This window comes from Arthrobacter sp. TmtSoilC48 (assembly GCF_059739425.1).
On sequence record NZ_AP046049.1, the window covers coordinates 1,185,981 to 1,206,521 of the forward strand.

The following is a 20,541-nucleotide window of genomic DNA, read 5'->3' on the forward strand; positions in this document are numbered from 1 at the left end:
TCTCACATCCTGCGGTTTTTGGTGTGTTCTTCTCTCACGTCCTGCGGTTTTTGGTGTGTTCCTCTCTCACGTCCTGCGGTTTTTGGTGTGTTCCTCTCTCACGTCCTGCGGCTGACACGACGTCTCCGACGATTCATGATGTGAGAGAACGTTGGGCAATTCGGGTGATGATGTGAGAGAACGTTGGACAAATCGGGTGATGATGTGAGAGAGCATCCGAATTAGCACTGGCACACCCTGGACTCGCTCCCGACGACACGATTCACTGGAACACGCCACTGGACTTTACACACGGAACCACACACGGAACCACGCACGGAACCACACACGGACCCGCACGGAACACGGAACCAAGCCAACGGACCACACGAAAACCAGGAGTCACACAATGAGCACAGAACAACACACCCTGACCATGACCCGCGAGTTCGATGCTCCCCGTGAGCGCGTCTTCGACGCCTGGATGGACCCAGATCAGCTGACCAAGTGGTTCGGGCCGGCCGGGGTTGATTCTCCGCGCGAGACGATCGTCATTGACCCGCGCGTTGGCGGCGTGTGGCAAGTGGTGATGACCTGGACGGAGGGCGATGAAACCAAAGAAGGTCCTATCGATGCTGTCATCACGGAGCTCAACCCGCCGGCGCTTCTCGTGGCCTCAGCGAAATCGGGCGAGGAATCCAGCAGCGATGAGCTCGAGATGCGCCTGGAGTTCGAAGACCTGGGCGGACGAACCCGCCTGGTAATGACGCAGGGGCCGTTCGAATCCGAAGAATGGGTTGACATGACCCGCGAGGGCTGGGGAACGTCCTTCGACAAGCTGGACGGGCTCCTGGCCTAGCAAAAGTCAGGGCCAATTCAGGGCACACCCCTAGGCTTAATGTCGGTCCGGCAAGGGAGAATTGAGACTATGAAAACGCTGCTCAACATCATTTGGCTGGTCTTCGGTGGTTTCTGGTTGGCATTGGGCTATTTCGCAGCAGGCATTATCTGTTGCGTGCTCATTGTGACCATTCCTTGGGGCATCGCTTCGTTCCGGATCGGCGCTTATTGCTTGTGGCCGTTTGGCCGGATGGTGGTGGAGAAGCCAGGCGGAACGGGTGTCTTCGCGCTTTTGGGCAACGTGATTTGGTTGTTGGTCGCGGGCATCTGGATAGCGATTGGCCACGTGGTCACTGCTTTCGCCATGGCCATCACCATCATCGGGATACCGCTGGCAATCGCCAACCTGAAGCTGATCCCGGTGTCGCTCATGCCTCTCGGCAAGCAGATTGTGCCGACCAACCAGCCGTTCGTCAGTACCTATCGCTGAGGTGATCCGCTCCATTTAGACGACTCGCAGCGCGGCAGACGATTCCTACCGTCTGGCCTGCAGCGAGTCGTCTAATCGGTGGGACGGATGCCCTGAAAAGACCCATCCGTCAGCAGGGCAACCATCGTGCTGCCATCCAACTCGGCCGCGATTGCCACGTCCTCAATGAAGCCGCCATCGATCAGTTCACGACCACTTGAGCAGCCCCGCATCACGGAAGCCAGGTTGGGCTCGGCTGCGTCGAAGGCCGCGGCCGCAGATCCGGCTTCCGGTGAGAAATTACGGCGCCCCGAGCCTGCTAGTCCGGCGATGAAGGCTCCTGCTCCTAGCTCGTCCTCCAAAGCGGGCCGCAACGAACCATTGGTCCACTTCTCACCTGCGGCGATGACAGCTATTACGGCGTCATCCGGCAGGTTCGCATGGACCCAGTCGGCGGTCGCGGCGGCGTTGCGTAGGCACACAGCCACTACTTGCCGGGCTGAGTTGGCGAGCTCATGGCTGAGCGTCGAGCCGTTGGGCGATGGCAGGACCACACGCTCCAGGTGCGGCGCATGACGCAAGCTCGCCGGCGACAAACTCAACCCCTCCCCACCGCGCGGCCCCGCCAACGCAGCGTGATGATGTGCAGCAAACTCGCTCGCAGCAGCGTCCCTCATCGGGTAGGGGAAAACGGCCGCCCCACGATCAACCGCAACGCTGACGCACGTGGTGAACGAGAGGACGTCCACAACCACCGCAAGGTCAGCATGCGGCACCACTGCACGGGCGCCGTCGAGCCCCCATTCAAACCGCACTGAGTACGGAAGTTGCCGCTGCGGCGCTCCGGCTTCGCTCATGCGAGTTCGGAGACCAGGTTCCGATGGGCGGCGTCGGCCCACAGCGCTTTGGCGCGGTCACCGTGGAAGAGCGGTTCCAAGGACAGCAAATGGCGTACGACGGCGGCGCGCCCTTGGGCGAAATCGGCGTCGCTGACGTGGGCGTAGTCTTCGCGGACGGCGGCCAGATACCGTGCGTAGGACTCTTCGTCGCCACCAAGGACGGAGAGGTCGGCGTCGCAGAGGAGTGCGCCGGCGTGGTCACCGGGTTCGGGGCTATGCGTGGCGGTCAGCCGGACAAGGCGCGCCACCTCAGCAACATCGTCGGGCGCCAAACCGGCAGCAGAGAGCCGGTCCTCGGCCAAACGTGCCGAGTCCTCCTCATCCTGGCCCGCGACGCCTTCATACACGGCGTCGTGGAACCAGGCTGCCAAAGACACTGTCCTGGCGGGCAGCGCGGGTTCGGTCAACGTATCCAAGGCTTCAAGTACAGCCAGCAAGTGCGTCCGGCTGTGGTATTTCCGGCCGTCTTCGCCCCAGCGCTCCAGCAGTTCCAGGCCCAGTTCTTCGTGCCCAGGGTAGATGCTGTTCCAACGCTCCATCAGAGGCACTGTCAAGGCCTTGCTCCGTTCCCGGGCAGGAATTCGAAGGCCGCTGGCGATAAGTTTGCGGACCAGGACCCGGGCTTCCACAGGGATTGCCCCCGCAGCAACGAGGTCATCGTAGCGCCGTTCAGGTACGTCGTAGTGGTCACCGTCAAAGGCCCTCTCCGGAACTCCGGCGGCTGCCGCGAACGCGTGCAACTCGTCAAGGGACTTGTCGGACACGAGGTGCGAAAACACCGTCCCGTGCGCAGGCCACAGGGGAGGATCGACGTATACGGCCATGGGCAAAGTGTAAGCCAAACGATCCTTCCCAGTTACCGGTCATCGGAGCGGCTACCGCCGAGCGTCCGCCCCGTAAACACAGGCTTCACTGCCCGTGTGATTCACAGCAACTGGGAAGGAGCGTGGGGAACTCAGCGCTCCGCCGGCAGGATGTTCTGGTTGCCGCGGAACACGTTGTCAGGATCGAACGCGGCTTTGACCTTGGAGAGCCGCCGATAGTTCTGCTCTCCATAGGCCGCCATGATCCGGTCCTGGCCTTCGTCACCGATGAAATTCAGCCACACTCCGCCCGTGGTGTGCGGAGCGATTTCCTGGCGGAACTGCTTGACCCAGGCCTTGGCTTCCTGACCGCCCTCACGGGTCTCGGACAAGCCAAACGGGTGGCTGACCCAAGCGGCGCCACGGTGTTGCAGTGGGGTGTTCGCAGCCGCCGGTCCGCTCACTGCTCCTCCCCAGCGTGCAATGAGCTGCTGTGAGTGCGCACCTGGCAGCCGGTTGGCGGAGGCTACGAAGAGATCCAGGGCATCGTCGTTGAGTTCGTTGTGATAGTCGGCGCTCCAATAGTTGTAATGGTCCGGAGGGTCATCGATCATGCACTGGAAATCGGCGTACTGCATGGGCGAGACGAGGTCTACTGTTGGCCCGAGTTCGCGGAATGGTTTCGCATGCTCTTCTCCGGCCTCAAGGTCGCCTGCATACAGGTAGGCCATTCCGACGGCGAGTTTGCCCACCATGTCTTCCGGCACGAACTCTTCCGGCGGGGCGGTGAGGTACACGAGGGCTGTCCCGACGGCGTCGGGAACCTCAAGTGCCAATCCCCGGAAGGCGCGGGACAGGCCTGTGGCTTCCTCGCCGGGGAACAGCATAAGCCCGGCCATGACCGTAGGGCCGAGGTCGTGGAGTTGGAAGGTGAGCGAGGTCGCCACGCCGAAATTTCCGCCTCCGCCGTGGAGCGCCCAGAACAATTCCGAATTCTCGCCCGCGTTGGCAGTGACACGTTCGCCGGACGCAGTCACCAGGTCGACGGAGAGCAGGTTGTCGCACGCAAAACCGTAGGAGCGTTCCAGCCAGCCTGAGCCGCCGCCCAAGGTGAAACCGGAAACGCCCGTGGTAGATGCGCGACCACCCGTGACTGCGAGCCCATGCTGCTGCGTGGCGCGGTCGAACTCGCTCCACGTCACTCCGGCGCCCACCGTGGCAGTTTTCGCCTCGGGGTCAACGCTGATGGATTTCATGGGACGGACGTCCACTACCAATCCGTCGTCGTTCGTAGACATGCCAGCCACTGAATGCCCGCCGGAACGCACGGCGACATCCAGATTGTGGGTCCGCGCATAGCTGAGCGCTTCGGCCACTTCGGCGGGATCTGAACACTTTGCAATGACGGCCGGTCTGCGGTCGATCATCGCGTTGAAGAGCTTACGGGCTTCGTCATAATCCGGGTTGTCCGGACGAATCCATTCCATGGGACGCTCCTTCGCGCCTGAGACTCTCTCCCTAGAACAGAGTACGGCTGCGGCCCCCGGCGGGCTATGGGTAATGCTTACGGAAGGCTTTCGCTTCGCCTCACGCGGTTCGCCCACTGCGTTCGACGGCGACCACGAAGTCATATTTCGTTTGCGGTGAAATCATGACTCTCAATCCGCATCTACGGATCTAGACTCGTCTCATGCCGCAAATACGAATTTCCGACGCAGCCCGGTTTTTGGGAGTCAGCGATGACACAGTGAGGCGCTGGACGGAGAACGGAACCCTGACCGCCCAAAAGGACGCATCGGGCAGGCTGGCTGTGGATGGGCTGGAACTCGCCAAGCTTGCACGCGACCAGTCGCACCTCCCTGATGACCCTGCGCGGTCTGGAAGTTCGGCCCGCAATCGTTTTGTGGGACTCGTTACGGGTATTACGGCGGACAAAGTCATGGCCCAGGTAGAGCTTCAATGCGGACCGTTCCGCGTCGTTTCCCTGATGAGCAGCGAAGCCGTCCGTGAACTCGGGCTCGAACTCGGCTCAGTCGCTACTGCCGTGGTCAAGGCCACCACCGTCATCATCGAAACGCCCCAAGGAAAGAGCATCGTATGAAGCGCACACGCACGACAAGCGCGCTCTTTGCCACAGTAGCCTTGGCGGCAACCATGGCCGGCTGTGCTTCCAGCACCACGGGCCCAGCGGCAACCGGGAATCAGCCCAATGGCACGATCACCGTCTTTGCTGCGGCCTCCCTGAAGGCAACGTTCACCAAGCTGGCCAGCGACTTTGAGGCGAAGAACCCCGGCACCAAAGTCACACTGAACTTCGCCGGTTCCTCTGACCTGGTCACGCAGATTACCCAGGGTGCACCGGCTGACGTCTTCGCATCCGCCGACACCAAGAACATGACCAGGCTTTCTGATGCAAAATTGGTCGACGGCACTGCAACCAACTTTGCCACCAACGTCCTGGAGATCGCCGTCCCGCCCAGCAACCCGGCGTCGATCGCTTCCTTTGCCGACCTCGGCAAACCGGGTGTAAAAGTAGTGGTCTGCGCGCCGCAGGTTCCGTGTGGGTCTGCCGCCGAAACCATTGAGACGGCGACCGGAACCACGCTGAAACCGGTCAGCGAGGAGTCGTCGGTAACCGACGTGCTCGGCAAGGTCACCTCGCAGGAGGCCGACGCCGGCCTTGTCTACGTCACAGACATCAGAAACGCAGGCGACAAGGTCAAGGGCATCCCTTTCCCGGAGTCGGACAAAGCCGTGAACACCTACCCGATTGCTACAGTGGGCGCGAGCAGGAACAAGGAACTCGCCACGGCATTCATCGGCATGGTCACCAGCAGCGAGGGCAAGAAGGTGCTGAACGACGCCGGATTCGGCACCCCGTAAGGATCCCGGTAAGGACTTCATGAACCGTCGCAGTGGCACCGGCTATACCGGCGTTCCACCATGGATTTACGTCATCGCAGCAGCTGGGGCACTTTTTGTCCTGCTGCCGCTGGTGGCGATGGTGGCCAAGGTCAACTGGCCGCAGTTCATTCCACTGATCACGTCGGAATCCTCAGTCACTGCGCTCTGGCTGAGCCTCCGCACGTCAGCGGCGAGCACGGCGTTGTGCATCGTCCTGGGCATTCCGCTGGCGTTGGTTCTTGCGCGCAGCCCCTTCCCGGGCCAACGGTTGCTCAGGGCGTTCGTCCTGTTGCCGCTGGTGCTGCCGCCCGTCGTCGGAGGTATTGCCCTCTTGTACACGTTCGGCCGCCAAGGCCTGCTGGGGAAGTCGCTCGAAGTGGCCGGTATCCAGATCGCCTTCTCCACCACCGCCGTCGTCCTCGCCCAAACCTTCGTGGCTTTGCCGTTTCTGGTGGTCAGCCTCGAAGGGGCGCTGCGATCAGCGGGGAACCGTTACGAGTTGGTCGCCGCAACGTTGGGCGCGCGTCCCACAACCGTCCTGCGCCGCGTGACCGTGCCGCTCGTCTTGCCGGGATTGGCTTCCGGAGCGGTGTTGTCGTTCGCCCGGAGCCTGGGCGAGTTTGGCGCCACGCTCACGTTCGCCGGCAGTTTGGAAGGCGTAACCCGAACCCTTCCGCTGGAAATTTACCTGCAACGCGAGACCGACGCCGATTCCGCTGTCGCATTGTCGCTCGTCCTCGTGGCAGTCGCCATGGCGGTTGTAGGACTCAGCTATGGTCGTCGCAATGCTGGCGCCCGGGTGGAGGTTCAGCCGTGAGTTTTGAGCTGCGGGCACGCCTTGATGCCAGGGATTTCGACATGTCCCTGAGCCTTGGTCCTTCGGAAACCGTGGCGGTTCTGGGGCCAAATGGTGCGGGCAAGTCGACGTTGCTTGGTGTGATTGCCGGGCTGCTGCGGCCGGATTCCGGCACTGCCCGGATCGGTTACTCGCAGTTGTTCGAGCTCGACGGCGGCGCTCGGCTCTGGAGGGCGCCGCACCTTCGCGGCACGGCGCTGTTGGCCCAGAAAGCCCTGTTGTTTCCGCACCTTAATGCCCTGGACAATGTGGCTTTCGGCCCGCGCAGCACTGGTGCGTCGAAGGCTGTGGCGCGCGAAACGGCCCGCCATTGGCTGGCCGAAGTCGACGCACTGCCGCTCGCGTCACGGAAGCCCGCCCAGCTGTCCGGCGGGCAGGCCCAGCGCGTGGCCGTGGCGCGCGCACTCGCGGCCGATCCAGCACTCCTGTTGCTCGACGAACCCATGGCAGCCCTGGACATTCACGCAGCTCCGTTGCTGCGCAGGGTGCTCAAGCGGGTCCTTTCGGGGCGGCAGGCCATCATCGTCACGCACGATGTCCTGGATGCTTACATGCTCGCAGACCGCGTCATTGTCGTTGAAAATGGGCGGATTGTGGAGGAAGGCCCAACCCGGCAAGTCCTGGAACGCCCCCGCAGCCACTTCGCCGCCGGACTTGCGGGGCTCAACCTCGTCAGCGGAATCATCACAGAACAGGGAATCACGACGCCGGATGGCCGGTTTTTCGCCGGACAGCACGATCCCGTGTGGTCACCCACGCCCGGCCAAGCAGGCGTCGCGGCGTTCCCGCCGTCGGCCGTCTCCGTCTTCCTGGGCGATGTGCACGGTAGTCCCCGCAACTCGTTTCCCGTCACCATCACGGACCTTGAGCCCCATGGGGACCAGATCCGTGTCAGGGCGGCCGGACCGGGCTGGGGGGAGCGCAGCACCTTATCCGCCGATATCACTCCTGCGGCCTCTGCCGATCTCGGACTGGCACCGGGCCTGGACGTGCGGTTCGTCGTGAAGTCAGCGCTGGTTTCGATCTATCCTGCCTGAGGCCTACTCCCGGTAAAGACGCTCAGCGTAAGCGGACCCGTAGTAGGTTTCAAGGTCCTGCAGCGGAGCGTCGGGCTGAACATAGGTTTTGGAGAGCATCGCGATGCTCGGCAAGCCCTCCGAGTCCCAGGTTGCCGGTTCCCACAAGCCGCTGCGCATGAACGCCTTGCCGCAGTGTGTGAATACTTCCTCTACGGAGACCACGACTGCGGCGCGCGGCCGGTGGCCTTTGACCGTCATCTTCCCGAAGAAGTCGGCGTCGCTGACGATGCATGCCGTTCCGTTGATTCGCAGCGTGTCAGTGCGTCCCGGAACCACGGACAGAATCCCGACGTTCGGGTTTTCCAGTATGTTGCGAAAGCCGAAGGCGAGCTTGTTTCCGGGGCGTTCCGGGATTGCAATCGTGGAGTCATCCAGGACCTCGATGAATCCGGCAGGGTCGCCCTTTGGTGACGCGTCCACCCGGCCTTGGGCATCCGCCGTCGAGATGACGCAGAAGGGACTGGCGGCCAGCCACTGCCGGTCGAAATCGCTCAGTGAGGTGCGCACTTTTCGGCGCACCCGGTCCAGGGGTAGGCCGATCAATTGTTCCAGTTGTTCCACAGTGGAGATTGATTCCATGGCCTCAGCCTACGGGTGATGGCTTCCGGCCTCCTGTTATTCACATAGCCGTCGTTAGGTCTGGACACCTGTTTCGCCGTGGGCAAACATGGAACACAGTGGATCAAAAAGCAAAGTTGAGCGTAGTAGACTCAACTTTGAAAGTATTGGTCACACTCCAGAAAGGGAGCTCTCTTTGGACGTCAAATTCACCACCAAAAGCCAGGAGGCCCTTTCTGCGGCCGCCATGAATGCCTCCACTGCGGGCAACCCGCAGTTGGAGCCGGCGCATCTACTCAAGGCCCTCATGGACCAGCGCGAGGGCGTCGCTGTCGCTCTCCTGCGCGCCACGGGTGCTGATCCGGACGCCGTGAGCGTTCAGGCCAGTTCGGCCATCAAGTCGCTGCCGTCCTCTTCGGGCAGCTCGGTCCAGCAAGCCCAGCTGTCCCGGCAGTCGATGCAGGCCATTCAGGCTGCCCAGAACGAGGCCGACAAACTCGGCGACTCCTTTGTCTCTACGGAGCACCTGCTGTTGGGGCTTTCGGCCGGCAGTGACGCCGTGGGCAAATTAATGCGCGACGCCGGGGCCTCCCACGAAGCGCTGCTTGCCGCCCTGCCGGGTGTCCGGGGCGATCGAAAGGTCAACTCGCCGGATCCCGAAAATACGTTCCAGGCCTTGGAGAAGTTCGGCACGGACCTCACTGCCATCGCCCGTTCAGGGAAGCTGGATCCCGTTATCGGGCGCGACAGCGAGATCCGTCGAGTGGTTCAGGTCCTGAGCCGCCGCACCAAGAACAATCCTGTCCTCATTGGTGAGCCTGGCGTGGGTAAAACTGCCGTCGTTGAAGGCCTGGCCCAGCGGATGGTTGCCGGCGATGTTCCGGAGAGCCTCCGTGGCAAGACCCTCATTGCCTTGGACATGGCCTCCATGGTGGCAGGCGCCAAGTACCGCGGTGAGTTCGAGGAGCGGCTCAAGGCGGTTCTGGAGGAGATCAAGAACTCCAACGGCCAGATCGTCACGTTCATCGATGAAATCCATACCGTTGTTGGAGCCGGTGCCACGGGTGAGAGTGCCATGGACGCGGGCAACATGCTCAAGCCGATGCTGGCCCGCGGCGAGCTGCGCCTCATTGGTGCCACCACCTTGGATGAGTATCGCGAAAACATCGAGAAGGACCCTGCCTTGGAACGCCGCTTCCAGCAGGTCTACGTGGGCGAGCCGAGCGTCGAGGACACCATTGGCATTCTTCGCGGCCTCAAGGAGCGGTACGAGGCCCACCACAAGGTGGCAATCGCCGACTCCGCCTTGGTCGCAGCAGCAACCCTCTCCAACCGTTACATCTCGGGCCGTCAGCTTCCGGATAAAGCGATCGACCTTGTGGATGAGGCCGCGTCACGGCTTCGGATGGAGATTGACTCTGCGCCGGAGGAGATCGACCAGCTCCGCCGTTCCGTCGACCGCCTGACCATGGAAGAACTGGCGCTTCAGGGTGAGACTGATCCTGCATCGGTCGAGCGCCTGGCGGCACTCCGCGCCGATATGGCGGACAAGAAGGAAGCACTCAGGGCCCTCAACGCCCGGTGGGAAGCTGAGAAGGCCGGACTCAACAGGGTGGGTGACCTTAAGGCGAAGATCGACGAGCTGCGATCTGCCGCCGAAAAGTACCAGCGCGAAGGCGACCTTGAGTCAGCGTCGCGGATACTTTATGGCGAGCTTCCTGCCCTTGAACGTGAGCTCAATGCGGCTGCAGAGGAGGAGTCTGCCCGGGGCGATGCAAAGCCCGAGCTCATGGTCGCAGAGGAAGTGACTGCAGACGACATCGCCGAGGTCATCTCCGCCTGGACCGGCATTCCGGCTGGGCGCATGCTGCAGGGTGAATCCCAAAAGCTGCTGCACATGGAGGAGGAACTCGGCAAGCGCCTGATCGGCCAAACCAAGGCTGTGCAGGCAGTTTCGGACGCCGTCCGCCGTGCGCGGGCCGGCATTAGCGATCCCAACCGCCCCACGGGCTCGTTCCTGTTCCTCGGCCCAACCGGCGTTGGCAAGACCGAGCTGGCAAAGGCCTTGGCCGACTTCCTCTTTGACGATGAGCGCGCCATGATCCGGATCGATATGTCCGAGTATGGAGAGAAGCACTCTGTAGCGCGCCTGGTCGGTGCCCCTCCGGGATACGTTGGCTACGAAGAAGGCGGACAGCTAACGGAAGCCGTTCGTCGTCGCCCATACTCTGTTGTGCTGCTCGACGAGGTGGAAAAGGCCCATCCAGAGGTGTTCGACATCCTGCTGCAGGTTCTTGATGATGGCCGGCTCACAGACGGTCAAGGACGGACGGTGGACTTCCGCAATACGATCCTGGTGCTGACGTCCAACTCTGGAAGCCAGTTCCTGGTGGACCCGTCCCTGGATGCCAAAGCCAAGCGCGATGCCGTCATGGCGGTGGTACAGGCCTCGTTCAAGCCGGAGTTCCTGAATCGTCTGGACGAGATCGTTCTGTTCGATCCACTGTCAGTGGAGGAGCTTGCCCGGATCGTGGAGCTCCACGTTGCCGAACTCACCAAGCGACTGCGGGACCGCCGCTTGACCCTCGAAGTGACCGATGCAGCCCGTGCCTGGCTCGCGATGTCAGGCTATGACTCCGCGTACGGTGCGCGACCCCTGCGACGCCTCGTCCAGCGCGAAATCGGAGACCGCCTGGCAAAGGAGATCCTGGCCGGCGAGATCAGCGACGGCGATACTGTCCTGGTGGATACCGCGGCCGACCTCGACGAACTCACCATTGAGGGATTCGAGGCGCTGACAGGTCCGGACGGCGGCCCGACGGTGGGCACTGGACTACTGGTTCGCAAGAAGTAGGCCGGGCGCTACCTGTTGAGGAGGTCTTCCTTGATGGTGTTGCCCGAATCCACAACGATGAAGCAATCAACGCGGCGGTCGCCCCGATCCCAACTCGTGGTGCTCGGGTAAACGTTCTGCTGAAGCAGCACGTACTTATCGGCCACCTCGTGATTCAGCTTGACGTTGCCGCAGACTTCGCGGCCCTTGTCCTTCAGCGCATTCGTGCCGGGGAAGGAATCATCTGCTGGATATATGTGGACGGCGCCCAGTTGGGCTGAATGCTCCGTGTCACAGGGAACGGCCCTGGCCTTGGGGGCATTGGGATCGAAGTCGGCAAAGCAGTCACCCACCTGGAAATCCTTGGCTTCGGTGTCCCGCGGTAGGGGGCCAAGGCTTGCGGTCGGGCTCGGTGTAGTGACAACAGCTTCCGGGCGCGTCCCCAGCAGGTTCAACAGCACCCAGATCACGACGCCGATGAGCACCAGGACGCCCACCACAATCGCGCCGATGACAAACCGCTGGCGTTTTACAGGGTCCCCATGCGGAGCGTTTGTAGGATCATGCGTGGGATCCCCGGGTTGGTAGGGGCTGGCTGACTGGTAGGGGCCCGCTGGCTGGTAGGGATCGCCCGGCTGGTACGGGCCTGCTGGCTGGCCCGGGTACTGTGGCTGGCCGGGATATTCTGCCTGGCCTGAGTGCTCGGGCTGGCCGGAGTCGGGCGGCAGCGCAGGATCGGGCTGGTCGCTGGGATTAGGCACGAAGTCCGGGTCCAGATCCGGCGCAGGGTCCGGCTGCAGGCCTGAAGCCTCGGGCTGTGTTCCCGAAGGTTGCTTCGGCTGCTGTCCCGGGGCCTGCGGCGGCGTGGGCGGTACCTTGGGCGCGGGTGGCACCCCGGCCTCGCCTTTATCGCGCGTTGAATCATCACGTGGTGGGGTGGTGTCCTCGCTCATATCCCGGAGTCTGCCTTCCTGCTCTGGAGCCGCATTGAGGCAGACTCTACCCAATTTTTGGGTGTATTGGAGGTGGTGGGGAGCGGTTTGGGCTGCAGTTGTACCCGACGCAGGTCCAGGGTGGCACGCAGGCACCCCTGAAAGCATGTAATCTAGACATACGACAAATTGACCAAACATTCCGGGGCCTCACCGATAGCCAAGGTGACCACCTCCGGTCCAAGTACAAAAGGGGGTCACGCCATGGGGCGCGGCCGTCAAAAGGCAAAAGCTACCAAGCAGGCTCGGGACATCAAGTACTACTCCCCGAACACTGACTATTCGGCACTTGAGCGTGAGCTCACGGGCCCATCCAGTCGTGTGAAAAGCCACTTCCCCGAAGATCCCCCGGAGCCGGACTACTCGGCATATGAGGACAAGTACGCGGAAGACGATGACGACGAGGTAGACACCCGCCGTATCGGATAGCTGTCGCAAATAATCGGTGCCTGTGGCACTGACTTGCGTACCGCCGTCGTACATTAAGGTCGTCGCGCATCTCCGGATGCCGAATATCTCTGAAAGAGGCCCGTAGGCCACGCCAGTCATTGGCGTACCCTGCGGGCCTTTTTGCGTTTGAAAATTTGGTATACCAAAATCGTCAAAACCATTGCGCAGGTCCAATCCCGGGTCTACAGTCTCAATCAAGGTATCGACTCTTTATGACGGTCATAAAGAATTCGAAACATCAGGCTGCGGCCGGTAGGAGGCACGAGTGGAACGGACGTCACGAATTGAGGGAAAACTGCCCGATGTCATCTTTCATCATGGAACCGTTCTGGCGGACCCAACGAGCCCCAACGGTCTGGTGTCGGCCATTGCCGTAGCTGGCCCGTGGATTGTGTATGCAGGCAATGACGTGGAGGCGCTGCGTCTGGCAGGACCGCACACCAAGGTAGTGGACCTACGCGGCAGGTTTGTGTGTCCGGGATTCCACGACTCCCACAACCATATGTTGTCCACAGGCATGGGGATGCTGCTCCCTTCCCTGGCCCAAGCCAGCACTATCGCGGAGCTCATGAAGGCCGTTCAAGGGCAGGTGGAAGCCACCGAGACCGGAGCGTGGGTAGTAACCGCAAGTGACTGGCACGAAAGCGGGCTGGCCGAAGGCAGGATGCCAACTCGAACCGAGCTGGACTCCGTGGCCCCTGGGAATCCCGTGGTCCTTCGCAGGGGAGGACACAATGTGGTGCTGAATTCGCTTGCTTTATCGCTCTTCGGGATCGCGGACCACAGCCATGCTCCAGAGGGCGCGAGTTATCTTCGTGATGGTGGGAAGCTTACCGGCCAGATCGTGGGGAGCGGATACGTAGCAGGATTACTTAGTCAGCTGCCCAAACCCAGCATGGATCACTACCGTGCAGCGCTGGAGGAAGTTCAGAAGCGGTACAGTGCGGCGGGCATCACTTCGGTCATCGATCCCGGGCTGACGTTGGACGAAATGGAGGCCTACAAAACCATCTACGGGGAAGGGCCGCAGAAGGTCCGCGTATCCATGATGTGGAAGCTTCCGACACCGGCTGGTACGGCGGCTGAGGCAGTGAAGCTGCTCGATTCCGGTGCAGTGGAAGCAGAGCTCGAGGATGTCTGGCTTCGGACGCTGGGCGTGAAGGTTTGTGTAGATGGCGGTGTGGAGACCGGCTTCTATCGGGAACCTTATGAGAGGCAGGATGACCCCGACTTCCCACGTGGCAAATCCTTCCAATCAGCAGCTGAGCTGGAAGCCATTTGCCTGGCAGCCAACCGTGCGGGCCTTCCTGTAGGTGCGCACTGCGTTGGCGACGCTGGCATTGACATGGCTCTTGATGCATTTGAGGCATCGCATTCGTGGAGCCCCATCTCCAATGCCCGATGGACCCTCATCCACATGTTGTATCCCCACGACGACCACTGGAGCAGGCTCAATGCCATGGGTGTAGGGGTGGCAGCGCAGGAACCGCTGCACTTTGCCTTGGGTGCTGGATTCTCTGAGTACCTCGGTCCTGAGAGGGCTTCCAATATCGCGCCCTTGTCCCAGTATCTTGCCCGTCTTGAGGCACCCGTGGGCGGCGGATCGGATAGTCCTGTGGCGCCCTTCCAGCCACTCCTTGGCATGTCCAGCTCCGTCACCCGGCGGAGCCGCTCAGCAGGAGTACTGGGTCTCGAATGGGCCGTAAGCGCGGCAGAGGCCCTGGCGATGTATACCAGCGGCAGTGCGTGGTGTGCAGCCGACGAACACAGAACCGGCACTATCCGAGCAGGAATGCTAGCGGACCTCGTAGTTCTCTCTGCGGACCCGAGGACCGTGGAACCCGAAGAGATCAGCGGAATCGACGTGGAACTGACCATGGCGGCTGGCACCGTGACTCACGGATCCTTGGGCCACTAGTACCTAACCAACTCTTTCACGCGCTGCCGGACGTTCGTCCGGCGGCCCAATTCCCTCGCCCGAAAGGAAATATCATGCTTGAATCCAGTACTTCCGCTGGGAAGCCTATTCCACCGCAGGCCGCCACCAGTGGCGTGTCCCGTCGGTTGGTCATAGTCCTAGCCTTCCTGGCCGTGCTGCTCGACGGTTTCGATACGGCGTCATTGGGCCTTGCGGTGCCGGGCCTGGCGAAGAACTGGGCGCTATCACCCGCGGCTTTCGCGGCCCCGCTGATTGCCACCAACGCCGGAGTGGTATTGGGCTATGTGATCTGTGGCCGGCTGTCCCTCCGGTTTGGGCTCCGGGGGATGCTGCTGGCAGGCGTGGTGGCATTCGCCCTGGGTTCCGCCCTCACCGCGACGTCTTCAGGAATACCGTTCATGACGATTGCCCGCTTCCTGACAGGCGTCGGATTGGGGGCGGTACTGCCGTCGGCTATTTCCCTCGCGACAGCGGGCCGGGACGGCGGCCAGCGTGAACGGATTGCCGTTTTCGTGACCATGGGCCTGTCGGCGGGGTCGTTGGCGGCGGGTCTGAGCGGCGGAAAGCTGATCAGCGACCTTGGCTGGCAATCCATCTTCTGGCTCGGGGCGGTACTTCCCATTGTCCTGCTTCCTGTCATGTGGTTCGGAATCACCGAGGCTGATGCGCCCAAGCCGTCCTCGAAGGCCGGTCAGGAAACTGTCCAGAGCCTGTTCCGGCGCGGTTTGGCTCTACCAACCACCCTTCTCTGGCTCTTTGCTTTCCTGATCTTTGCCACGTTCTACGCGTTCTCGTCGTGGCTGCCAACTCTGCTCACCAATTTCGGCCTGAGCCTGGCAATGGCTCCCTTGGGAGCGGCCTCACTTGGTATCGGCGGAATACTGGGAGCCCTTTTGCTCATGATCTTCTCGGTACGGTTCAAGACCAGTTGGATGCTGGTAGTTGCCGCATTGGCAGCTATTTCGTTCCTGCTGGTGATTGCCTTGGGACAACCCGGGGAGTGGCAACTCTTGCTCCTGTTCGCAGGCGTTGGCATGGGGTTGGCCAGCAGCATGGTGGGACAGGCGGCGGTGGCGGTGTCCGTTTATCCGGCCTCCTCGCGGACCTCCGGCGTCGCGTGGGCGGCTGCGTTGGGCCGCTTGGGCTCCATTGCAGGCCCCGCATTGGGTGGCATCCTGTTGTCGGCTGGCCAATCGCCGCAGAACATCGTCCTTGCTGTGTGTGTTCCGGTAGTGCTGGCTGTCGTCGTCATGGCGGTGCTGTCCCGACGCCTTCCGCGCCCGAGCGTTGAAGACGCCGTCCAACCTGTCCGGCTGCCCGGGTAATCTGGTCTGCGAGCCGTGCCAGCAACGGAAAGACGGCGGAGCGTTGTCCTTGTCAGAGCCCGGTACTAAGTTGATGGGGGACGCAGCTCATAGAAAGGGAACGGCATGCCGGTGGTCGAGAGGTACAAGCAGGGGACTCCATGTTGGGTGGACCTGTCCTCCACCGACGTTGAGGTTTCCAAGAAGTTTTACAGCGGGCTCTTTGGCTGGGAGCTGGATCCCATGGACGCCGGTAACGGCATGACCTACTACATGGCCTCTCTCCATGGCCGCAAAGTCGCGGGCATGATGCAGCAAATGCCGGATGCTCCAGAGGGAATGCCGTCCTATTGGGCCAACTACATTGCTGTGGACTCCGTGGATGACGCGGCCCAGCGGGCTGTGGCCGCCGGCGGGTCCATCCTGTTCGAGCCTGACGACGTGCCGAACGGCAGCGGACGGATGTTCTTCGCCATTGATCCCACGGGCGCGCAGATCGGCTTCTGGGAAGCTGGAACCCATCCCGGGTCCGGCTTGGTCAATGAGCCGGGCACCATGATCTGGAATGAACTACAGACTGACGACGTCCCCAAGGCCGTGAAGTTCTACGAGGCCGTGACAGGATGCAGCAGCGAAACTGCACCCGCAGGTGATCTTCAGGAGTACACCAGCCTGCTGGTGGACGGAAAGAGGATTGCCGGTGCCCTCAAGCTGCCGATTGAAGGACTTTCGCCTTTCTGGATGACGTACTTCGGCGTCGAGGACGTGGACGCGGCTGTGGCGCAGGCTGTTGAGTTTGGAGCTCACGTGATCGCTCCGGCTTTCGATGTTCCAGGAATCGGGCGGATGGCTGTGCTCATGGACCCTGCCGGCGCAGCATTCAGCATCATGACAGGACTCGCCGCATGACTTCCCGGACGCATTATTCAAGTGGTGAACCCTGCTGGGCCGATCTGCAGACCCCGGACGTTTCCGCAGCCAAGGCCTTCTACGGCAAGTTGTTCGACTGGACGTTCACGGACCTGCCTACACCTGACGGCCGCAGCTACGCTCAGGCCTTTGTGGGCAAGGACCTGGTGGCGGTTATCGCTCCGCAGAATCCCATGCAGGAGGCTGCAGGCAAGCATGGCCAGTGGAACATCTATCTCGCCGCAACGGACGCTGAGGAGATAGCGGAAGACGCCGTCCATGCTGGTGGGAAGCTCGCGTTCGGCCCGGAGCAGGTGGCCGATACCGGCGTCCTGGCCTTCATCGAGGCGCCCGGCGGCGGAACCACGGGGATCTGGCAAGCGGGTACCCACATTGGAAGCCACCTTTTCAATGAGGCTGGCGCCTTGGCTTGGGCTGAACTGCTGACTCCGGAACCGCAGGCAGCCATCGCGTTTTTCCAGCAGCTTTTCGGGCATGAAGTCACCGAATACCCCCAGGACGACGGCGGCAGCTACAGCACGCTGATAGTGAAAGGCGATGAGGTGGCGGGGGTTGTCCCTGCCGAAGAGGGCGAGGAAGCCGGTTGGCAGATCTATTTCGGCGTGGCGGATATTCGTAAAGCCGCCGAAGCAGCGCTAGCCGCGGGTGGGGTGGTGCTCGTGGAGCCGGAAGACAGGCCGGAAACAGGATCTCTGGCGACCATCCAGGATCCCCAAGGCGGCGTTCTCAGCTTGATCCAGATCTGACCATCCTGGCGTCGGAGGGCAAACTCCGGAACGATCAATACAGGTCAGGAACCTACAAGCAGCAAAACAAAGAGCGGCCGGGCAGTTGAGATCAACTGCCCGGCCGCTCGTGACTAAGAGGAAACGCGCTTAGGCGTAGGCGTTCACCAAACGTACGGCACCGCCGTCGACACCTTTGGCACCCTGGACGTAGTCCGGGCCGGTCTTGTCGATCGAGTCAGAATCCGCAGTAACGGTTCCCATGATCCAGGACGGCAGGCCGCGCTCGTTGAGGCGTGCCACGGCAGCGTCAGCGGCTTCCGGGGACACGATGGCCACCATGCCCACGCCGAGGTTCAGCGTGCGCTCAAGGTCGGCGAGGGGCACGTTGCCCAGCTCGGAAACCAGCTTGAAGATGGCGGGCAGCTCCCAGGTGTTGCGGTCAACCGTGGCCACCAGGCCCTGCGGGAGGACACGCGCCAGGTTGGCAGCGAGGCCACCACCGGTGACATGGCTGAAGCCGTGGACGGCTGCGCCGGCCGATACGGGGAATGTGCGGGCGAGGTCCAGGCAGTCAGCTGCGTAGACGCGGGTGGGCTCCAGCAGCTCCTCGCCAAGGGTGCGGCCGAGTTCGGAAACCTGGCGGTCCAGGGCCCAGCCGGCGTGGTTGATGACGCGGCGAACCAAGGAGTAGCCGTTGGAGTGGAGGCCGGAAGATGCCATGCCGATCACGACGTCGTCGGCGCGGACGCGGTCCGGGCCGAGCAAGGCGTCAGCTTCGACAACACCGGTAGCGGCACCGGCGACGTCGTATTCGTGCTCACCCAGCAGGCCCGGGTGCTCAGCGGTCTCGCCGCCAACCAGGGCGGTGCCGGCAACAGAGCAAGCAGCTGCGATACCGCGGACGATGTCTGCGATACGCTCCGGGACAACCTTGCCGCAGGCAATGTAGTCGGTCATGTAGAGGGGCTCAGCGCCGACCACCACGATGTCGTCCACAACCATGCCCACGAGGTCGAAACCGATGGTGTCGTGGATGTCCATGGCCTGCGCAATAGCAACCTTGGTCCCCACGCCGTCAGTGGACGTGGCCAGCAACGGCTTCTTGTAGGTGAGCAGCTTCGAGACGTCGTACAGGCCTGCGAAGCCGCCGACGCCGCCAATCACCGAGGTGTTGTGGGTCGCCTTCACGGCGTCCTTCATGAGCTCGACTGCGCGGTCTCCCGCTTCGACGTCGACACCCGCGGAGGCGTAGGTGATGCCCGTTGAATTCGGGGTGCTTCCAGCGGCGGGGGTTGCGGAGGTCATACAGACTCTTTCTTGTCGGCGTCGGTCAAACGATCAGCGTCGGTCAGCAGGTTCTCGAATTCAGCATCCGGGCCCGGATCGCAGCCCGTAGCTCCGGGCTTTTCGGCCGGATCCTCGGAGTCGGCGGGGGACTCAGCAACAGGTGGCAATCCGCCGAGGTCCGTGCGCTCCAGCAGGTTCTTGCCCAGCTTGTCAGCATGCGGCAGCTCAATCGGGTACTGGCCAGTGAAGCACGCGGTGCAGAGGCGTTCGCGCGGCTGCTGGGTTGCACCGATCATGCCGTCTTCGGAGATGTAGGCCAGCGAGTCGGCGCCGATTGCCTGGGAGATTTCCTCGATCGTGGCGCCGTTGGCAATCAGCTCCGCTCGGGAAGCGAAGTCGATGCCGTAGAAGCAGGGCCACTGGACCGGCGGAGAAGAAATCTTCACGTGGACAGCCGCGGCACCTGCTTCGCGGAGCATCCGCACAATGGCCCGCTGCGTGTTGCCGCGGACGATCGAGTCATCCACCACAACAACACGCTTGCCGCGGATCACGGATTCAAGGGCGTTGAGCTTGAGGCGGATGCCGAGCTGGCGCAGGGTCTGCGACGGCTGGATGAACGTGCGGCCAACGTAGGCGTTCTTGACGAAGCCGTGCGCGAAAGGGATGCCCGACTGCTCGGCGTAACCGACTGCTGCCGGGGTACCGGATTCGGGCACCGGAATGACGATGTCGGCCTCGTGGGTGTTTTCCCGGGCCAGCTGGCGGCCCATCTCAACACGGGCTTCGTACACGGAGCGGCCTGCGATGGCCGCGTCCGGACGGGCGAGGTAGACGTACTCGAAGACACAGCCGGCGGGCGTTGCCTCGGCGAAGCGCTGGGAGCGGACGCCGTCCTCGTCGATGGCAATGAACTCGCCGGGCTCGATCTCACGGATGAAGCTCGCACCAACGGTAGCCAGGCCGGCCTGCTCGGAAGCGACAACCCAACCGCGGTCCAGCCGTCCCAGACACAGCGGGCGGATGCCGTACGTATCGCGGGCAGCGTAGAGGGTTCCTTCGTCCATGAAGACGAAGCAGAAGCCACCCTTGATCTTGGGCAGCAGCTCCAGTGCGGTCTGCTCCAGGGTCTTGCCCTCTTCACCCTCAAGGAGGGCCGTCACGAGGGCAGTGTCAGAGGTGTTGCCCTGCTTCATTTCACCGGTCAACTGGCCATCGTTGCGCTCGAGGATCATTTCCCGGAGCTCAGCAGTGTTGGTCAGGTTGCCGTTGTGGGCCAGGGCAACCGTACCGGTCGCGGTTGCGCCCAAGGTGGGCTGCGCATTGGCCCAGTGGCTTGCACCAGTGGTGGAGTACCGGCAGTGGCCAACGGCCAGGTGTCCGGTGAGGGTGTTCAGGGTCGTCTCATCGAAGACCTGGGACACAAGGCCCATGTCTTTATAGACATTGATGCGCTTGCCGTCACTGGTAGCAATACCAGCCGACTCTTGTCCGCGGTGCTGCAGCGCATACAGCCCGTAATAGGTGAGTTTTGCTACTTCTTCACCGGGAGCCCAGACCCCAAAGACGCCACAAGCGTCCTGAGGGCCTTTTTCGCCGGGGAGAAGATCATGAGAAAGTTTTCCGTCGCCACGTGCCACTGGTCGATTGTCTCATGTTGTGGCCGTGGTAAGTTCCCGCTCCGGCTTTGT

General features: G+C 62.3%; 19 protein-coding genes. 12 read left to right on the forward strand and 7 right to left on the reverse strand.

The features are described from left to right. The first annotated feature begins 388 nt into the window (after window positions 1–388). Together AC6I97_RS05685 and AC6I97_RS05690 are read left to right on the forward strand one after the other, a co-directional pair. Complete coding sequence (locus tag AC6I97_RS05685) at window positions 389–838, forward strand: SRPBCC family protein (protein ID WP_497944334.1); 450 nt, start codon at window positions 389–391, stop codon at window positions 836–838. Between the two features lie 69 nt (window positions 839–907). Continuing rightward, window positions 908–1,309 (forward strand): YccF domain-containing protein, encoded by a 402-nt coding sequence (locus AC6I97_RS05690; protein WP_216926600.1) that lies wholly within the window; start codon window positions 908–910, stop codon window positions 1,307–1,309. Between the two features lie 71 nt (window positions 1,310–1,380). Here the strand turns inward: AC6I97_RS05690 and AC6I97_RS05695 are convergent, their stop codons facing one another. The 3 genes from AC6I97_RS05695 to AC6I97_RS05705 form a co-directional block, all read right to left on the reverse strand. Next, entirely contained in the window at window positions 1,381–2,145 is a 765-nt protein-coding gene (locus tag AC6I97_RS05695; protein WP_224165452.1) for a 2-phosphosulfolactate phosphatase, read from the reverse strand. Further along, entirely contained in the window at window positions 2,142–3,011 is an 870-nt protein-coding gene (locus AC6I97_RS05700; RefSeq protein WP_497944335.1) for a DUF4031 domain-containing protein, read from the reverse strand. Before AC6I97_RS05700 ends, AC6I97_RS05695 begins: the two co-directional genes overlap by 4 nt. A gap of 131 nt (window positions 3,012–3,142) precedes the next feature. Continuing rightward, window positions 3,143–4,477 (reverse strand): FAD-binding oxidoreductase, encoded by a 1,335-nt coding sequence (locus tag AC6I97_RS05705; protein WP_497944336.1) that lies wholly within the window; start codon window positions 4,475–4,477, stop codon window positions 3,143–3,145. A 203-nt stretch (window positions 4,478–4,680) separates the two neighbouring features. Here AC6I97_RS05705 and AC6I97_RS05710 point away from each other — a divergent pair, with 203 nt between their 5' ends. Genes AC6I97_RS05710 through AC6I97_RS05725 form a run of 4 tightly spaced genes read left to right on the forward strand, consistent with a single transcriptional unit; the run spans window position 4,681 to window position 7,787 of the window. Continuing rightward, window positions 4,681–5,091, forward strand: a complete 411-nt coding sequence (locus AC6I97_RS05710; RefSeq protein WP_224089103.1) for a TOBE domain-containing protein — start codon at window positions 4,681–4,683, stop codon at window positions 5,089–5,091. Beyond that, entirely contained in the window at window positions 5,088–5,873 is a 786-nt protein-coding gene (gene modA / locus AC6I97_RS05715) for a molybdate ABC transporter substrate-binding protein (RefSeq protein ID WP_497944337.1), read from the forward strand. Before AC6I97_RS05710 ends, modA begins: the two co-directional genes overlap by 4 nt. 19 nt (window positions 5,874–5,892) lie before the next feature. Then, the gene (locus tag AC6I97_RS05720) at window positions 5,893–6,711 is read left to right on the forward strand and encodes an ABC transporter permease (RefSeq protein WP_497944338.1); all 819 of its coding nucleotides are present in this window, start codon (window positions 5,893–5,895) and stop codon (window positions 6,709–6,711) included. Continuing rightward, the gene (locus AC6I97_RS05725; protein WP_497944339.1) at window positions 6,708–7,787 is read left to right on the forward strand and encodes a sulfate/molybdate ABC transporter ATP-binding protein; all 1,080 of its coding nucleotides are present in this window, start codon (window positions 6,708–6,710) and stop codon (window positions 7,785–7,787) included. Before AC6I97_RS05720 ends, AC6I97_RS05725 begins: the two co-directional genes overlap by 4 nt. 3 nt (window positions 7,788–7,790) lie before the next feature. On the opposite strand, the gene AC6I97_RS05730 is transcribed toward AC6I97_RS05725, so the two are convergent. Next, window positions 7,791–8,408 carry an MSMEG_1061 family FMN-dependent PPOX-type flavoprotein gene (locus AC6I97_RS05730; protein ID WP_497944340.1) on the reverse strand — a complete coding sequence of 206 codons (618 nt, stop codon included), beginning with the start codon at window positions 8,406–8,408 and terminating at the stop codon, window positions 7,791–7,793. A 175-nt stretch (window positions 8,409–8,583) separates the two neighbouring features. On the opposite strand from AC6I97_RS05730, the gene clpB reads away from it, so the two are divergent. Further along, window positions 8,584–11,241: an ATP-dependent chaperone ClpB gene (gene clpB / locus AC6I97_RS05735; RefSeq protein ID WP_497944341.1), complete on the forward strand. Its 2,658-nt coding sequence runs from the start codon at window positions 8,584–8,586 to the stop codon at window positions 11,239–11,241. An 8-nt stretch (window positions 11,242–11,249) separates the two neighbouring features. Here the strand turns inward: clpB and AC6I97_RS05740 are convergent, their stop codons facing one another. After that, window positions 11,250–12,173 (reverse strand): septum formation family protein, encoded by a 924-nt coding sequence (locus AC6I97_RS05740; RefSeq protein ID WP_497944342.1) that lies wholly within the window; start codon window positions 12,171–12,173, stop codon window positions 11,250–11,252. Between the two features lie 243 nt (window positions 12,174–12,416). Here AC6I97_RS05740 and AC6I97_RS05745 point away from each other — a divergent pair, with 243 nt between their 5' ends. The 5 genes from AC6I97_RS05745 (at window position 12,417) to AC6I97_RS05765 (ending at window position 17,581) form a co-directional block, all read left to right on the forward strand. Continuing rightward, entirely contained in the window at window positions 12,417–12,641 is a 225-nt protein-coding gene (locus AC6I97_RS05745; protein ID WP_024818182.1) for a DUF3073 domain-containing protein, read from the forward strand. A 286-nt stretch (window positions 12,642–12,927) separates the two neighbouring features. Beyond that, complete coding sequence (locus AC6I97_RS05750; protein WP_497944343.1) at window positions 12,928–14,580, forward strand: amidohydrolase; 1,653 nt, start codon at window positions 12,928–12,930, stop codon at window positions 14,578–14,580. A 74-nt stretch (window positions 14,581–14,654) separates the two neighbouring features. Further along, window positions 14,655–15,926, forward strand: a complete 1,272-nt coding sequence (locus AC6I97_RS05755; protein ID WP_497944344.1) for an MFS transporter — start codon at window positions 14,655–14,657, stop codon at window positions 15,924–15,926. A gap of 105 nt (window positions 15,927–16,031) precedes the next feature. Next, entirely contained in the window at window positions 16,032–16,814 is a 783-nt protein-coding gene (locus tag AC6I97_RS05760; protein WP_497944345.1) for a VOC family protein, read from the forward strand. Continuing rightward, window positions 16,811–17,581 (forward strand): VOC family protein, encoded by a 771-nt coding sequence (locus AC6I97_RS05765; protein WP_224089091.1) that lies wholly within the window; start codon window positions 16,811–16,813, stop codon window positions 17,579–17,581. Before AC6I97_RS05760 ends, AC6I97_RS05765 begins: the two co-directional genes overlap by 4 nt. A 129-nt stretch (window positions 17,582–17,710) precedes the next feature. On the opposite strand, the gene purM is transcribed toward AC6I97_RS05765, so the two are convergent. Together purM and purF are read right to left on the reverse strand one after the other, a co-directional pair. Next, on the reverse strand, window positions 17,711–18,868 hold the full coding sequence (gene purM, locus AC6I97_RS05770) for a phosphoribosylformylglycinamidine cyclo-ligase (RefSeq protein WP_497944346.1): 1,158 nt from the start codon (window positions 18,866–18,868) through the stop codon (window positions 17,711–17,713). Then, a complete protein-coding gene (purF, locus tag AC6I97_RS05775; protein ID WP_224089088.1) occupies window positions 18,865–20,490 on the reverse strand; it encodes an amidophosphoribosyltransferase in 1,626 nt (541 codons plus the stop codon). The genes purM and purF overlap by 4 nt, the downstream gene beginning before the upstream one ends. Window positions 20,491–20,541 lie beyond the last annotated feature (51 nt).